Consider the following 14,547-nt stretch of genomic DNA (forward strand, 5'->3'; position numbering starts at 1 on the left):
CGATCTCCATATCGGTAGGAAACGGGACTCTCTAGCTGAAGGCGAAGTAGCGCAGCCAGAGATAGGGCGTGGACACGGCGACGGTGACGAAGGCGACGATCAGGCCGTACCTGGTGAACTCCCAGAAGCTGATGCGTTTGCCGGCCCGTTCGGCGAGGCCGAGGATGACGACATTGGCGGAGGCGCCGATGGCGGTGGCGTTGCCGCCGAGGTCGGCGCCGAGCGTCAGCGACCACCAAAGCACGTGTGACTGATCGGTGTTGCCGTTGGCGTTGACCAGGTCGGCGACGACGGGGCTCATCGTGGCGACGTAGGGGATGTTGTCGACGATGGCCGACAGCACCGCGGACCCCCAGAGCAGGACCATGCTCGCGAGCAGGAGTTTTCCTTCGACGGCGTCGGCGATCGCGTCGGAGAGGTTTTCGATGACGCCGGTGTTGACCAGTGCGCCGACCATGACGAACAGCCCGGCGAAGAACGCCAGCGTGGGCCATTCGACATCCTTGGCCACGTCCTGGGCGTCGAGGCGGGACAGGGCGAGCAGCGCGAGACCGCCGACCATCGCCACCACGGATGGTTCCAGCTGCAGTACGGGGTGGAGCACGAACGCGGCGGTGACCAGGGCGAGCACGGCCGTGCTGATGACCAGCAGCCGGCGGTCGCGGATGGCATCGCGTTCGTTGAGGGCCATCACCTGTTCGACCCGGGTCGGGTCGTAACGGAAGGCGCTGCTGAACAGCAGCCGGCACAGAGCGACGAAGACGACCAGCAACAGGAGCACGATCGGGGTGAGGTGGACCAGGAAGTCGCCGTAGGTCAGGCCGCCGCGGCTGCCGATGATGATGTTCGGCGGGTCACCGACCAGCGTCGCGGTGCCGCCGATGTTGCTCGCCATGGCCTCGGCGATCAGGAACGGCGCGACCGGCACGTTGAGCCGCTGGCAGACCAGGAACGTGACCGGGGCGATCAGCAGCACGGTGGTGACATTGTCGAGCAGGGCCGACGCGAACGCGGTGACCAGGACCAGGATCACCATGACCAGGAACGGTCGGCCGCGGGCTCGTTTGACGGCCCAGATGGCCAGATACTCGAAAGCGCCGGTGCGTTTGAGGACCGAGACGATCAGCATCATGCCCAGCAGCAGGAAGATGACGTTCCAGTCGATGCCGGACTCTTCGGAGAAGAAGGCGTGCTCGGCGTCGGTGGCGCCGATCAGCAGCATCAGCGACGCGCCACCGAGTGCGGCGGCGACGCGGTGGATCTTCTCGGTGGCGATCAGGGCGTACGCGATGGCGAAGATCGCGATCGCGTACCAGGCGGTCACGCTCACGCGGTGAGCATCCGGTCGAGCAACGCGTCCAGCGTGATCGCGCCGAGCATCGTCTTGTCCTTGTCGACCACCGCGACCAACGGCGTGCGCGTGCGGGCCATCAACGCGGCGATCTCCAGCACGGTCGCGTCCGGCGCCACCACTGCCAGGTCGGCCGTCTGCCGCGGCAGTACCTGCGCGACGGTGCGGTCACCAAGCTCACGCAGAATCACGTCCGCGGCGGCCTCGTCGATGACGCGGGCGAGGGTGGGGTCGTCCATGCAGTACTGCGGGATCGCCATCCGCAGCACCTGCGTGCCGGCCAGGATCGTGGACGGGTAACCGCGTTCGTCCAAGACGATCAGGCCCGGAAGATCCTGACCCGCCAACAGCCGGGCCGCCTCGATGGCTGGTGTGTCGAGCGCCACGGTGGGAAACGGCGCCGCGAGATCCCGTGCACGCATGGGACTACCTCCAGCGGGGTTGGCCAGCACGATGACATCGCCGACCAGACTTCCCGGCACACCTGGCCCGGACCATATCAGCGATCGTCGGTGCGGCACTGAGGCGTCGGTCGACGCGAGGGTCACGACCGTGAAACATCTTCCGCGACGCCGTCGGGCACGCCGTCGCCGTCCCAGTCATGTTCCTCTTCGGCGCACAAGCGGCGGTAAAGCCGGTTGCGGGCGCGCAGGACCACTGCGGCAACTGCGGCGGCGATGACCGAGCCGAGCAGGATGCCGACCTTCGCGTGATTGTCGCGCGCCGTGCCGCTGCCGAATGCGAGCTCGCTGATCAGTAAGGAGACGGTGAACCCGACACCGCCGAGCATGGCGAGGCCAAGCACGTCCCACCACGAAAGCCCGTCGGCCAGTCTGGCGCGGGTGAACCGCTGGACGAGCCAGGCGGCACCGGTGATGCCGATGGTCTTGCCGAGGACCAGGCCGAGCACGATCCCGATCGTGACGGGATCGCGGAGTGCTCCGGTGAGGCCGCTGCCGCCCGACAGCGAGACGCCGGCGGCGAAGAACGCGAACAGCGGCACGGCGACGCCCGCGGACAGCGGCCTCCAGCGGTGCTCGAAGTGTTCGGCGAGTCCGGGGCCCTCGCCGGGGGAGCGGCGGATGACCGGGACGGCGAAGGCGAGCAGGACGCCGGCGACGGTGGCATGGATGCCGGAGGCGTGCACGAGGATCCAGGTGGCGGCGGCAAGCGGGAGCAGCAGCCACCACGTGCGGACCCGGCGCTGCACGAGCACCGTGAAGCCGGCCAGTGGCACGATCGCGAGCAGCAGGGGAGCCCAGGCGAGCGAGCCGGTGTAGAAGATCGCGATGATCACGATGGCGAGCAGGTCGTCGACGACGGCCAGGGTGAGCAGGAAGGTGCGCAGCGCCGCCGGGAGATGGGTGCTGATCAGGCCGAGGACGGCCAGCGCGAACGCGATGTCGGTCGCCGTCGGCACCGCCCACCCGGCCGGGGCGCCACTGGGGCCGAGCGTGTTGACCAGCACGTAGATGACGGCGGGCACGGCGACGCCGCCGAGCGCGGCCGCGACGGGAAGCGCGGCCCGGGTGCGATCCCTGAGGTCGCCGGCGACGAACTCGCGTTTGAGCTCGAGCCCGGCGACGAAGAAGAAGACGGCCAACAGGCCGTCGGCGGCCCACGCGGCCAGCGACAGCTCCAGGTGCCACGACGCGGGGCCGAACTCGACGCCCGACAGGGTGCGGTAGCCGCCTGACCAGGGTGAGTTCGCCCAGACCAGGGCCGCGACCGCGGCGGCGAGCAGGAGGAGCCCGCCGGCGGTCTCGGTGCGGAGGATGTCGGCGATGCGCCTGCTTTCGGCCCAGGTGCCTCGGCCGAAAAGCCGACTTTCGGTTGGTTTGCGCACAGAACGGGAGCCCTTCGGGGTCGACGACAACGGTGCCGACCAGGCTTCCCGGCGCTCCTGGTCACAACTTTACGGCACAGGGCCGGGCCGAACGAAGAGCGATCACCGCGGATCCGCCGCCTGGGCGCGACCCAGGCGTGAGCGGACCGCCGACAGCAGCCAATCCCGGGGTCGCCACCCTTCCGGAGCGACGAGTCGCGACGCTGGGCACTCGACCGGATTAGCGTTGGTCGGGTCAGGCACGTCCGACAATCGGGGGTTGGGCGATGGGCTCGCGCAACACGAATCAGGTCGTGATGATCTGACCGGCATCGGACGGACGACCGCCCTGGCATTTGCGAACGACGGTGCTCGACTCGTGGTGTCAGGTCGGAACGACGTCGCAGGTGAGCTGTTGGTCAAGGAACTGGAAGCGGCTGGCGGTGCCGCCGAGTTCGTCCGCGCCGACGTGCGTTTCGATGACGACCCACGCCACCTGGTCGACCGTGCCGTCGACCGGTGGTGCCCAGGTTCACGCAGACCGCGATGTTCGATCGCGTGACCGGCACCGACGAACAGCGTGAGACGGTGCTCGGCGTGGTGCCGATGCGGCGAGCCGGGATGCCCGAGGAGATCGCCGAGGCCGTCCGCATCCTCGGCTCCGACCGTTCCGGCTATATCACCGGACAAACCATCGTGCTCGACGGAGGCGTCAGTGCGGGATGGCCGGTATTCACCGGATCCGCCTGAGCAACCCATTCCCGATCCCTTGCGGGCAACTCCACGATCCAACGACTACACAGAGTTATGGTCAGTCAATGAACGGTGCGAGCGAGGACATGTACGACGTCATTGTGATCGGCACCAGCCAGGGCGGCCGGTTCCTGCCGGTCGAACTGGCGAAGGCAGGCAAGCGGGTCGCACTCGTCGAGCGCGGGCGCCTCGGAGGCGTCTGCGTGAACACCGGGTGCACCCCGACCAAGACCATGGTCGCCAGCGCCCGTCTTGCGTATCTTGCGCGCCGCGCCGAAGAGTACGGCGTGCGGACCGGGCCGGTGTCGGTGGATTTGGTCGCGGTGCGCGAGCGTAAACGGGCGATGGTCGCCGGCGCACGGGAGAATTACGCCGGACGCTTGGCCCAGGACGGGCTCGACCTGGTCGAAGGCGAAGCCCGCTTCACCGGGCCCAAGACGCTCGAGGTCGCACTTGTCGACGGCGGGACGCGTACGCTCACCGCACCGGTGATCGTCATCGACACCGGCACCCGGCCCAAGCCGCCCTCGGTCAGCGGCGCGCAAGATGTCCCCGTCCTGGACTCGACGTCGATCATGGAACTCGACGCCGTCCCCGAACACCTGGTCATCCTCGGCGGAGGCTACATCGGGCTGGAGTTCGGACAGATGTTCCGCAGGTTCGGCAGTCAGGTCACCATCGTTCAGACGGGGCCACGCCTGCTGGCGCGGGAGGATGACGACGTCTCCGACGAGGTCGCCACCATCCTGCGCGAGGAAGGGGTTACGGTTCTCACCTTGGCGACACCGGAGCAGGTGGAGCAGACCGGCGACGGGCGGGTGCGCCTGACCCTGCGTACGCCGGACGGCCAGCAGCAGGTCGAGGGTTCCCACCTGCTCGCGGCGATCGGCCGCATCCCCAACACCGAGGCGCTCGCGCCGCAGGCCGGCGGGATCAGCGTGAACGACAAGGGTTTCATCGAGGTCGACGAGTACCTGGAGACCTCCGCACCCGGCGTCTACGCCATGGGCGACGTCAAGGGCGGCCCAGGCTTCACTCATCTGTCCTACGACGACTACCGCATCCTGCGCGCCAACTTGCTCGGCGGCCAGAAGGCGAGCACGCGGGACCGGATCATCCCCTACACCGTCTTCATCGACCCGCAGTTCGCGCGCGTCGGCATGAGCGAGCGCGAGGCCACGAAGGACAAACGCCCGGTGCGCGTCGCCAAGCTCCCGATGAGTGCGGTCATCCGCGCCCTCGAGACAGGGGAGACCCGCGGCTTCATGAAAGCCGTCGTCGACGCGGACAACGGCCAGATCCTCGGTGCCGCCCTCCTGGGCGTCGAAGGCGGCGAAATCATGTCGATCATCCAGGTCGCCATGCTCGGCAAACTGCCCTACACAGCCATGGCGGACGCCATCTTCACCCACCCCCTGCTGGCCGAGGGCCTCAACACCCTCTTCGCCGCTTTCGACGACTAGGTGGGTTCGTCGACCGGCGACCGGGGTGGTTGGCCGGCAAGGACGCGCACGGCCTCGTCGGCCGCGAACGCTCGCACGGTGTCGATGGACTCCTCCGAGTAGTACGCGGCTTGCGGCGTCACGACGACGTTGGGATGGTGCAGCAGGCTGTTGGTGGGCGCCCAGTCCGCGTGATCGCGCCATTCCCGCCCACATCGACGAGGAAGGCGTAGAACCGGCGCACCGCACCGAGACGTTCGCCGAGATCAACCTCGAGCTGGACAACTGGCGCTGGGCCGGCACGGACTTCCGGCTGCGTACCGGCAAGGCCCTGCGCAGGGACCGCAACGAAATCGCCGTCCACTTCCGCCCCGTGCCCCACATTCCTTTCCTGGACAGGGACAGGTCCGGCCCAACGTGCTCCGATTCGCCTGGAGCCAGAAAACGTCACGCTGGAGCTCACCGGCCCTGGCGGACAGCCGGATACCCTCGCGCCGCTGGACCTCACCGCGTCCCTCGTGCCGGCCGCGCTGCCCGCGTACGGGCGCCTCCTTCTCGACGTGCTCAACAACAACTCCCCCTCCCGATCCGCGCCGACGAGGCCGAAGAGGTGTGGAAGGTCGTCACACCCATCCTCGACGCGTGGGCGACAGACGTCGTGCCGCTGCACGACTACGCAGCCGGTTCGGACGGACCCCCGCACACCTGACCGCCGCCACGTCGGGGGGTTCGACTCGAAGACGCGCATCTGCGATCTGAGCTGGGTCGTGCGAAGCACGGTGGGCTAGCAGAATGATCCGATGGAGCTGCGCCCTGAACTCTGCCCACCAGCCGTTCCAACGGAGCGCTCAGCGCAGCTTCGTGCCGCTATCGATAACATCGCGCGACTGCTTGAGGACGGCACGCCGGCTGACGGCGCGATCGCCGCGTTCAATGCCGACACCGGCCACTCCTACGCCGCAGAACACTTCCTCACTTACTGGGAATCTCGCAATCTCGAGGACTTCGTGTTCGAAGCAGCCCGCCCTGCACTGCCGAAAGTCCCTGACATAACCCGCGACGAACTGGTTGAAATCGTTCGCCGAATCCTCGACGCCGAAGCTGACGCGGACTACTACGTCCTTCTCCTGAAGACCAACGTCCAGCATCCCCGAGTAGAAGACTTGATCTTCTGGCCGCCGCCCGAGCTTGTCGACGCGCCGCCGGAACGCATCATCGATGCGGCCCTGAGTTACCGACCTGTCGCACTCTGACCGCCCACCGAGACCGTTGCCGCGTCGCCAACTCGATCACCAGCGCGCGCGGCGGTAGTGCATGGCCACCACGCCGTTGCGGAGGGGCTTCGCCGAGAGCAGCTCGAGCTGGCGCGTGCCGGGCAGTCCGCCCTGGTACAGCGTCGGGCCGCGGCCGGCGATCCTGGGATGCACGAGCAGCTTGTACTCGTCGATCAGATCCAGCCGGTCGAGCTCGGTCGCGAGCTTGCCGCTTCCGAGGTGCGTCTCGTCGTCGGCGATCCCCTCCTGGTGGTCGACGCAACCGTCCAGGGTGACGTTGAGGCTGAGGGTGAGCAGTCCCATGGCCGGCGACTATAACGCTTTGGAGGTTGATCTTTCGGGTCCCCGTTCTTGAAGATCCGCGACGGGGCGACGTTCGAGGAGGTGTGCTGGTCCGGGGCGCACCGAGGCCCTTACTGCATTCAGGCCCACCACTGATTTCGTTGATCGTCGTCCCGCCTACCCGTCTGTCCGGGGCTGATCAGTCCGGTCTCGTACGCGAGCACCACCGCTTGGACGCGGTCGCGCAGGCCGAGCTTCGCCAGTACCCGGGCGACGTGCGTCTTCACCGTCGCTTCGGCCAGGTACAGCCGGCCAGCCAGTTCCGCGTTGCTGAGCCCTTGCGCCAGCAGGCGCAGCACCTCCCGCTCCCGCGGAGTGAGCCTCTCCAGGTCCCGATGTGCTGGCGCGGTTGCCTCGTCTCGCAAGGCGTACCGCTCCACGAGTCGCCGGGTGATCGCCGGTGCCAGCAGCGCGTCTCCGGTCCGTACGGTCAGGACGGCCGCCACCAGTTGCTCGGGTGGGACGTCCTTGAGGAGGAAGCCGCTGGCTCCGGCGCGCAGCGCGGCGTACACGTACTCGTCGAGGTCAAACGTGGTCAGGATGAGGACCCGGGGCGCTGCCTCCGCACCGGCGAGTAGTTCACGGGTGGCGGTCAGTCCGTCCAGCTCGGGCATCCGGATGTCCATCAGAACCACGTCGGGCGCGGAGCGCCGTACGGCGGCCACCGCCTCGGTGCCGGTGCTAGCCTCGGCGACCACGGAGATTCCTTTTGCGTTGAGTATCATGCGGAAGCCGGTCCGGACGAGCGCGTGGTCGTCCGCGATCACCACTCGTATCGGCTGCGTCATGGCGCGCCCAGCGGGAGCAGCGCGCGCACGCGGTACCCGCCGGTCAGCCGGCGACCGGCGTGCAGGGTGCCGCCATCTGCGCAGACCCGTTCCCGCAGCCCAGCCAGCCCATAACCGGCGCCGGTGGCGGCCGGTGCGGCGGGGGAGCCGGCATCGGTGACCTCGACGCGCAGCTGGTCGGCGGTGTACTCGACGATGACCGAGGCGCTGGCCCCCGCCGCGTGCTTGACGGTGTTCGTGAGGGCCTCCTGCGCTATCCGGTAGGCGGTCAGGCCGATGCTTACCGGTATCGGCCGGGGCTCGCCGATGACCCGATAGTCGATGCTCATCCCGGCGTCGCGTACCCGGGCGATCAGCTCCGGCACCGCGTCCAGCCCCGGCGGCGGTGCCAACTCCGCCTCCGTGCCGGTGGTCAGTACCCCCAGCACGCCGCGCAGTTCGCGCAGCGCGGTCCGTCCGGTGGTCTCCACCGCCAGCAGGGCCTCCCGAACGTCGTCGGGGGCCGAGGTCAGCACGGTGCGGGCCGCTCCGGTCTGAATGACCATCATGCTCACGTGGTGCGTGACCACGTCGTGCAGTTCCCGGGCGATTCGGGCGCGCTCGCGCTCGGCCGCGGTGCGTAGTGCCTCAGCCTGCTCGCGCGCCTGGATCTCCCGGTCCCGCTCGTCGTGCTGCCGGCGAACGTGGATCCCGATCCCGGCGATCGCGATGGGCAGCAAGACGAGCGCCCCGACCCACGCGTTGGGCAGGTTGGGCAGCGCCGCGTTCTGGAACAGCACCACCAGCAGCGCGGCCGAGACCGGCAGGCTGAGCAATGTCCAACGCCGGTGCGGGCTGTACGCCGCCGCGCTGTAGATCGCTACACCCAGGACGATACAGGCGACGAAGACCAGGTCCGGGTTGACGCCGAGCGACGGCACCGTCCCGGCGGACACCAGCCAGAGCACCAGCAGTGGGTACCGGCGGCGCAGCACCAGCGGCGCCGCGGCGAGCACGACCAGCAGCATGGCCTCGGCCGGCTGGATCGGGACGCTCTGCGCCAGCCGCTCCAACGGCCCCGGGGTGGGCCACCCGACGATCAACCCCACGCCGTTGTGCACGTACCGGAGCCAGGCAAGGACGAGCGCCAGGGCCAGCGCGCCGTCCAACACCCCGCTTCTGCGGTACACCCCGATGGCCACCTTGCCATTGTGGTCGAAGCGCCGGGCCGGACGCGTACACCGGGCGACTACATCGTAGGGATGACGCGATTGCCTCGCGCTGCGGACGCGCCTCGCCTGCCACGCCCCTAGCGTCGATCCGACCAGCCGAGCGCAGGGGAGCAGACAGTGATCGAACTAGATGCGGTGAGCCGGCGGTACGACGGGGGACCGCCGGCTCTGCAGGACGTAACGCTGAGCGTGCCGCGCGGGCAGGCGCTGGCCATCGTCGGGCCATCGGGCAGCGGCAAGTCGACGCTGCTGAACCTGCTCGCCGGGCTCGATCGGCCGAGCGCCGGCACGGTCACCGTCGACGGGGTACGGGTGCACGAGCTAGGCGAGGCGGCCTCGGCGAAGTACCGCCGGGCAACGATCGGCCTGGTGTTCCAGTTTTTCAACCTGCTGGACGATCTGACCGTCGCCGACAATGTCGTACTGCCTGCCTGGTTGGCGGGGGTGGCGAAGGCCGCCGCGCAGCGGCGGGCGGCCGAGCTGCTCGACACGCTGGGCATCGCCCGGCACGCCCGCGCGTACCCGGGGCGGCTGTCCGGCGGGGAACGACAGCGCGTGGCGGTGGCGCGGGCGTTGATGAACCGGCCGGCGCTCCTGCTGGCCGACGAGCCGACCGGTGCGCTGGACAGCGCGTCCGGCGAGGACGTCCGGGAACTGCTGACCGGGTTGCGTGCCGAGGGGCAGACGATCGTTCTGGTCACGCACGATCTGCGGCTGGCCGATGCGGTCGCGACCCGGACCGTCGAGTTGCTGGACGGTCGGGTGGTGGCCGACGGGACGACACCGACGGGGGCGGCGGCGATCGGGGTGGCGCCGTGAGCGGACTGGCTCGGGTGGTGCGTTCGGGTGTGCGCCGCCGCCGGGTACCGAGCCTGGTGATCGGGCTGGCCGTGCTGATGGCGGTGACGGCTTCCGTGCTCGGAGGATCACTGCTCGTGGCATCGTCCGCGCCGTTCGATCGTGCCTTCGCCCGGCAACACGGTGCGCACCTGGTCGGCCAGTTCGACGCGGCCAAGGCCACCGAGCCACAGGTCGCCGCGACGGCGCACGCCAAGGGTGTCACGGCCGAGGCCGGACCATTCCCGACCGTATCGGTGACCCCGACGACGCCGCGCACCGCAGGGCCCGGGCTGACACCGATGACCCTGGCCGGTCGGGCCGACCCAGCCGGACCAGTCGACGCGGTCAGCTTGACCGCCGGGCGCTGGGTGCGAAGCCCCGACGAGCTGGTGCTGTCCGCAGCCGGACCGGAACTCGCCGTGGGTACCGACCTGGAGTTTCCCGACCTGCCTGGTGATCCGACGCTGACCGTCGTCGGCATCGCCCGCTCGGTCAGCCAGAGCGCGGACGGCTGGGTGGAGCCGGAGGCGATCACCACACCCAGCGGCTACCAGATGCTGTACCAGTTCGCCAGCGCCGCGACCGACGCGCAGGTCACCGCCCACCGGGCCGCACTCACCGCCTCCGTACCGGCCGATGCGCTCGCCGGTGCCCAGTCATGGCTGGCCGTCAAGCGCGCCGCCGACCAGAACACCGGCGTGTTCGTGCCGTTCCTGGCCGCGTTCGGAGTACTCGGGCTGGCCATGTCCGTACTGATCGTGGGCAACGTGGTGGCCGGCACGGTCGGCGCGAGCACCCGGCGCATCGGCATCCTCAAGGCACTCGGCTGCACACCGGCCCAGGTGATCCGCGCGTACGTCGCGCAGGCCCTGGTACCGGCCGGGGTCGGCACTGTGCTCGGCGTGCTCGCCGGCAACGCGTTGACCATGCCGGTGCTGGCTCAGACAGACTCGCTGTACGGCACTCCGGCCTCCGGCGTCGCGCCCTGGGTCGACATCGCGGTGGTCGCCGGCATGCTGGGTGTCGTCGCCGGTACAGGATGGCTGGCCGCTTGGCGGGCGGGGCGGCTACGCACGGTCGACGCGCTCCGAGTGGGCCCGGTATCCACCGGTGGGCGGGGCCGACTGGCCGGCCGGGTGGCGGCGGCGCTTCCGGCTCCACCGTCCGTCGGGTTGGGCCTGGCACACCCGCTCGCCCGGCCGGCACGCGCACTCGGGCTGCTCGCGGCGGTCGCGTTCGGCACGGTCACCGTCACCTTCGCACTGGGCCTGGCCGCCTCACTCAACGACATCCAAGCAGCCAAGAACCACGACAACGCCGACGTCCTCGTGAACACGCTGACCTCGCCGTACGGTCCACACCGTGTCGACCGCGTCGACGGGCCGAGGCCCGCAGCGACCGCAACCCCGGCGCAGATCGCCGCGGCGATCGCGGCACAACCGGGCACCCGCGCTTACTACGCCACGGCGCAGACCGCGGTGACCGCGGCCGGTGTCAGCGGCGCCATCGACCTGTACGCGTTTACCGGGGACGCCACCTGGGCCGGATACCAGATGGTCGCCGGTACCTGGTTCCACGGCTCCGGCGAGGCCGTGGCGGTCAGTACGTTTCTGAGTGCCACGAGCACCCGGATCGGTGACACGGTGACCTTGTTCGAGCAGGGCCGGCCGGTGCGGGTGAAGATCGTGGGCGAGGTGTTCGACCCGCACACCGATCCCGAGGTGCTGGTCGACGCGGCAACAGTCCCCGATCTGGCACCCGACACGTACCACATCGAGCTGCGGTCCGACACGGATGTCGGCGGATACATTACGCAGCTCGATGGCACCCTCCGGCAGTACGGCGTCATGGTCGCCTCGAACCAGGCAGTCCACAGCGGCACGCTTCTCGCCCTCGCCACGCTGACCGGCTTGCTCACCCTGGCGCTGGTACTGGTCGCCGGCCTGGGCGTGCTGAACACGGTCGTGCTGGACACCCGGGACCGGGTGCACGACATCGGGGTCTACAAGGCACTCGGCATGACGCCCCGCCAAACCACCGGCATGGTGCTCGCCTCCGTACCGCTCCCCGGCCTGCTCGGCGGTCTCCTCGGGGTTCCGGCCGGTTACGGTCTGCACGCCGCGGTGACACCGGCGATGGGGCACGCGGCCGGGCTGAACCTGCCGGCACAGGCGCTGGACACCTACGGGCCGGCGGAACTGGCTGCGCTCGTGGTGGCTGGGTTGGTCATCGCCGCGCTCGGTGCGCTGATACCAGCCGGCTGGGCAGCCCGTACCCGGACCGCGACGGCGCTACGCACCGAATAGAAGTGCTTACCGAGTGAGCCGGGCCGCGACGTCCTGCGCCCACAGCCGGTAGCCGAGGGCGGACGGGTGGAAGCGGTCGTTGCCGAAGAATTCCGGCGGGGGCTGCCCCGCGGGTGAGCTGATGAAGGTGGTCCGGTCCGGGTTCTGTGCGCAGATTCGCTGGGAGACCTGGTCCAGGGCGCCGGCGCGTTCGCTCAGGTAGCGGGCGAGGGTGGCGGGCAGGGCCGGGAACGTGGTGAACGGCGGGATCCCGGCGACCACGACCTGGCGGGCGCGGCCGGTGAGGTCCGTGAGGATGGCGGTGAGCTCGTCGCGCCACTGGGTAGGGCTGCGTCCGGCCATCGCATCGTTGGCGCCGGCCAGCAGGACGACCAGGTCGAGGTCGTCGCCGAGGCGGGGAAGAAGCTGGTGCCGTACGCGACGGGCGGTGGCACCGTAGCGGCCCACCGTCTCCCAGGCGACCGGGCGGCCGGTGTCCGCGGCGAGCCGCTGGGCGAGTGCGGCGGCGAAGCCCTCGGTGTGGTGGGTGGCGCCGCAGCCGGCGGCGGTGGAGTCGCCGACCACCGCGAGGCGCAGCGGCGTTCCGGAGACGCCGGGTGCGGTGCCGTTCGTCGCGCCGCCGGCTTCAGGCGCGGGTTTGAGGGTGGCACGCAGCCAGAGTCCTTGGGCGGCGGCGAGCGGCAGCAGAATCGGGTTCATGCTGCGCGGGCCAGGGTGAGGGTGGTCAGCAGGTCGAGGGTGACGGCGCCGCCGAAGTCGTCGACCAGCCGGCCGAGGGCATCGAGGCCCTGATGTTGCAGTTCTGGCGGGCGGACCAGGAACGGGCCGAAGGTGCTCACCAGCACGAGGTATTCGTCGCGGGTCAGTGGCAGCCTGCGCCGGAACCGTTCGACGTGGACGTCGGTGAACTCGCCGGCGGCCATGACGTCGTGGTACATCCAATCCGCGGGACGTTCCTTCGCGGTGGGGTCGAGTGCATCGAGTGTCGCGTAAATGGCGGCGGCCTGGTCCGGGTCGGCGTAGCCGTAGTGGTGTCCGAACAGTGCGAGGGTGCCGCCGGCGGTGAGGGCGGCGCGGGCCTTCGTGTTGCGGGTGGCCGGGTCCAGCCAGTGCCAGGCCATCGCGCATGCCAGCAGGGCGACGCCGTCCGGCGGTGGCCGCCACTGCTCGAAGGTGCCGATGAGAACGTGGGCCTGTGGGAACTTGTCGGTGAGCCGGGCGGCCATCCGAGGATCAGGTTCGATGCAGGTGAGCGGTGCGGCGAGGGTGATGAGGACTTCAGTGCCCTTGCCGGTGCCGGCGCCGATCTCCACCACTCGGGAGGGGGTGCTGCCGTGGTAGTCGGCGATGGCGTCGGCGAGCTCGGGCGGATAGCCGGGGCGTGCGGTTTCGTACCGGTCGGCGACTGATCCGAAGATCTTCATGGCGACTCCCTCGTATACGCTGCCGTATGCGGGTGACGGTAGCGTTCATATACGGTGACGTATACGGTGAGGTGGGTCACATCAGATTCGAGACGCGTACGCCGCGGGAGCGCTGGATCGCAGCCGGGCTGGACGCCCTTGCGGCCGGTGGGCCGGACGCCGTCCGGGTGGAGGCCCTGGCGAAAAGCCTCGGGGTGACAAAGGGCGGGTTCTACGGCTTCTTCGCCGACCGGGAAGCCCTGCTGACAGCCATGCTGGACACCTGGGAACAGGAGAGCACGGACAGGGCGCTCGAACGCGTCGAACGCGAGGGCGGTGACGCGAGAACGAAGATCACCCGGGCCGGTCTGCTGACCTTCAGCGAGCACCTGCTGCCGATCGACCTGGCCGTGCGCGACTGGGCCCGGCGCGACGAGGCCGTCGCCGAGCGCCTGCGGCGCGTCGACAACCGACGGATGGACCTGCTGCGGGAGATGATCGGCACCTTCTGCACCGACCCGGACGAGGTGGAGGCGCGCAGCGTGCTCGCCTTCTGCCTGCTGATCGGCGAGCATTTCCTGGCCGCGGACCACGGCGACCGCACCCGCGCGCAGGTGCTCCAACGAGCCGGCGACTTGATCCTCAACCGCGGCACCGGCACGGTGCCGCGGTAATCCTCATGGCGAAAGTACTGGTAGCGCCGATGGCGCTGCCGAGGGCATCGTTCATGGCTTCATATGAGCGGACTCCACGATCAGAAATTGGCCAGACGCGGTGCGCTTTGCAGACCTGTGACGCGCCTTCAACCCATTCGGCGGTCTTCGCTGCCGCCGGCATCCTTCCGGGCCCGCACGCGTTCCCGAGGGACTGAACCGCCCTGTGGACCTTCAGCAGCGCGACCCGACGCATGGCCTAGTTGTACTGCCCAGGCAGGTTGGTCGAGGTTGTGTGACGTCGGAGTGTGACGTTGCTGGACGGGTGAAGGCCTCCGGTTGTGGAGTGGAGCTGTCTA

Annotated in this window: 17 protein-coding genes; 8 read left to right on the top strand and 9 right to left on the bottom strand. The window is 69.5% G+C overall.

The window, feature by feature from the left end; all coding sequences use genetic code 11:
* Nucleotides 1-31 precede the first annotated feature (31 nt).
* The 3 genes from AB0J74_RS38120 to nhaA all read right to left on the bottom strand — a co-directional run bounded on the left by AB0J74_RS38120 (nt 32) and on the right by nhaA (nt 3,197).
* Nucleotides 32-1,330: an ArsB/NhaD family transporter gene (locus AB0J74_RS38120; protein ID WP_363457939.1), complete on the bottom strand. Its 1,299-nt coding sequence runs from the start codon at nt 1,328-1,330 to the stop codon at nt 32-34.
* Nucleotides 1,327-1,773 carry a CBS domain-containing protein gene (locus tag AB0J74_RS38125; protein ID WP_363457942.1) on the bottom strand — a complete coding sequence of 149 codons (447 nt, stop codon included), beginning with the start codon at nt 1,771-1,773 and terminating at the stop codon, nt 1,327-1,329. Before AB0J74_RS38125 ends, AB0J74_RS38120 begins: the two co-directional genes overlap by 4 nt.
* 122 nt (nt 1,774-1,895) lie before the next feature.
* On the bottom strand, nt 1,896-3,197 hold the full coding sequence (gene nhaA / locus AB0J74_RS38130) for a Na+/H+ antiporter NhaA (RefSeq protein ID WP_363457944.1): 1,302 nt from the start codon (nt 3,195-3,197) through the stop codon (nt 1,896-1,898).
* On the opposite strand from nhaA, the gene AB0J74_RS38135 reads away from it, so the two are divergent.
* The 3 genes from AB0J74_RS38135 (at nt 3,136) to AB0J74_RS38145 (ending at nt 5,392) form a co-directional block, all read left to right on the top strand.
* Nucleotides 3,136-3,738 (top strand): SDR family oxidoreductase, encoded by a 603-nt coding sequence (locus AB0J74_RS38135; RefSeq protein WP_363457947.1) that lies wholly within the window; start codon nt 3,136-3,138, stop codon nt 3,736-3,738. The two genes, nhaA and AB0J74_RS38135, sit on opposite strands and share 62 nt — an antisense overlap.
* On the top strand, nt 3,699-3,926 hold the full coding sequence (locus tag AB0J74_RS38140; protein ID WP_363457977.1) for an SDR family oxidoreductase: 228 nt from the start codon (nt 3,699-3,701) through the stop codon (nt 3,924-3,926). The genes AB0J74_RS38135 and AB0J74_RS38140 overlap by 40 nt, the downstream gene beginning before the upstream one ends.
* Before the next feature lie 68 nt (nt 3,927-3,994).
* A complete protein-coding gene (locus tag AB0J74_RS38145) occupies nt 3,995-5,392 on the top strand; it encodes a mercuric reductase (RefSeq protein ID WP_363457949.1) in 1,398 nt (465 codons plus the stop codon).
* On the opposite strand, the gene AB0J74_RS38150 is transcribed toward AB0J74_RS38145, so the two are convergent.
* Nucleotides 5,389-5,514: a hypothetical protein gene (locus AB0J74_RS38150; RefSeq protein WP_363457983.1), complete on the bottom strand. Its 126-nt coding sequence runs from the start codon at nt 5,512-5,514 to the stop codon at nt 5,389-5,391. The genes AB0J74_RS38145 and AB0J74_RS38150 overlap by 4 nt on opposite strands.
* Nucleotides 5,515-5,573: 59 nt before the next feature.
* On the opposite strand from AB0J74_RS38150, the gene AB0J74_RS38155 reads away from it, so the two are divergent.
* Both AB0J74_RS38155 and AB0J74_RS38160 read left to right on the top strand, forming a co-directional pair.
* On the top strand, nt 5,574-6,080 hold the full coding sequence (locus AB0J74_RS38155) for a hypothetical protein (protein WP_363457980.1): 507 nt from the start codon (nt 5,574-5,576) through the stop codon (nt 6,078-6,080).
* Nucleotides 6,081-6,171: 91 nt separating this feature from the next.
* Entirely contained in the window at nt 6,172-6,624 is a 453-nt protein-coding gene (locus tag AB0J74_RS38160; protein ID WP_363457952.1) for a bacteriocin immunity protein, read from the top strand.
* A gap of 36 nt (nt 6,625-6,660) precedes the next feature.
* On the opposite strand, the gene AB0J74_RS38165 is transcribed toward AB0J74_RS38160, so the two are convergent.
* From AB0J74_RS38165 to AB0J74_RS38175, 3 genes are all read right to left on the bottom strand, one after another.
* Nucleotides 6,661-6,948, bottom strand: a complete 288-nt coding sequence (locus AB0J74_RS38165) for a dihydrofolate reductase family protein (RefSeq protein ID WP_363457954.1) — start codon at nt 6,946-6,948, stop codon at nt 6,661-6,663.
* Between the two features lie 119 nt (nt 6,949-7,067).
* Nucleotides 7,068-7,775: a response regulator transcription factor gene (locus AB0J74_RS38170; protein WP_363457957.1), complete on the bottom strand. Its 708-nt coding sequence runs from the start codon at nt 7,773-7,775 to the stop codon at nt 7,068-7,070.
* Nucleotides 7,772-8,944: a histidine kinase gene (locus tag AB0J74_RS38175; RefSeq protein ID WP_363457960.1), complete on the bottom strand. Its 1,173-nt coding sequence runs from the start codon at nt 8,942-8,944 to the stop codon at nt 7,772-7,774. The genes AB0J74_RS38170 and AB0J74_RS38175 overlap by 4 nt, the downstream gene beginning before the upstream one ends.
* A 159-nt stretch (nt 8,945-9,103) precedes the next feature.
* On the opposite strand from AB0J74_RS38175, the gene AB0J74_RS38180 reads away from it, so the two are divergent.
* Both AB0J74_RS38180 and AB0J74_RS38185 read left to right on the top strand, forming a co-directional pair.
* A complete protein-coding gene (locus AB0J74_RS38180; RefSeq protein WP_363457963.1) occupies nt 9,104-9,805 on the top strand; it encodes an ABC transporter ATP-binding protein in 702 nt (233 codons plus the stop codon).
* Nucleotides 9,802-12,132, top strand: coding sequence for an FtsX-like permease family protein (locus tag AB0J74_RS38185; protein ID WP_363457966.1), 2,331 nt, complete (start codon nt 9,802-9,804; stop codon nt 12,130-12,132). The genes AB0J74_RS38180 and AB0J74_RS38185 overlap by 4 nt, the downstream gene beginning before the upstream one ends.
* A 6-nt stretch (nt 12,133-12,138) precedes the next feature.
* Here the strand turns inward: AB0J74_RS38185 and AB0J74_RS38190 are convergent, their stop codons facing one another.
* Nucleotides 12,139-12,831: an SGNH/GDSL hydrolase family protein gene (locus tag AB0J74_RS38190; RefSeq protein ID WP_363457969.1), complete on the bottom strand. Its 693-nt coding sequence runs from the start codon at nt 12,829-12,831 to the stop codon at nt 12,139-12,141.
* Nucleotides 12,828-13,556, bottom strand: coding sequence for a methyltransferase domain-containing protein (locus AB0J74_RS38195; protein ID WP_363457972.1), 729 nt, complete (start codon nt 13,554-13,556; stop codon nt 12,828-12,830). The genes AB0J74_RS38190 and AB0J74_RS38195 overlap by 4 nt, the downstream gene beginning before the upstream one ends.
* Nucleotides 13,557-13,627: 71 nt before the next feature.
* Here AB0J74_RS38195 and AB0J74_RS38200 point away from each other — a divergent pair, with 71 nt between their 5' ends.
* On the top strand, nt 13,628-14,209 hold the full coding sequence (locus tag AB0J74_RS38200; RefSeq protein ID WP_363457974.1) for a TetR/AcrR family transcriptional regulator: 582 nt from the start codon (nt 13,628-13,630) through the stop codon (nt 14,207-14,209).
* Nucleotides 14,210-14,547 lie beyond the last annotated feature (338 nt).

It is taken from the genome of Asanoa sp. NPDC049573, assembly GCF_040676615.1.
Classification (GTDB): Bacteria; Actinomycetota; Actinomycetes; order Mycobacteriales; family Micromonosporaceae; genus Asanoa.

Bases quoted from the DNA above. Each gene is read 5' to 3' on its own strand.
- AB0J74_RS38125 (WP_363457942.1), bottom strand. From the start codon at position 1,773: ATGCGTGCACGGGATCTCGCGGCGCCGTTTCCCACCGTGGCGCTCGAC.
- AB0J74_RS38190 (WP_363457969.1), bottom strand. From the start codon at position 12,831: ATGAACCCGATTCTGCTGCCGCTCGCCGCCGCCCAAGGACTCTGGCTG.
- AB0J74_RS38195 (WP_363457972.1), bottom strand. From the start codon at position 13,556: ATGAAGATCTTCGGATCAGTCGCCGACCGGTACGAAACCGCACGCCCC.
- AB0J74_RS38135 (WP_363457947.1), top strand. From the start codon at position 3,136: ATGCGCCTGCTTTCGGCCCAGGTGCCTCGGCCGAAAAGCCGACTTTCG.
- AB0J74_RS38170 (WP_363457957.1), bottom strand. From the start codon at position 7,775: ATGACGCAGCCGATACGAGTGGTGATCGCGGACGACCACGCGCTCGTC.
- AB0J74_RS38145 (WP_363457949.1), top strand. From the start codon at position 3,995: ATGAACGGTGCGAGCGAGGACATGTACGACGTCATTGTGATCGGCACC.
- AB0J74_RS38160 (WP_363457952.1), top strand. From the start codon at position 6,172: ATGGAGCTGCGCCCTGAACTCTGCCCACCAGCCGTTCCAACGGAGCGC.
- AB0J74_RS38165 (WP_363457954.1), bottom strand. From the start codon at position 6,948: ATGGGACTGCTCACCCTCAGCCTCAACGTCACCCTGGACGGTTGCGTC.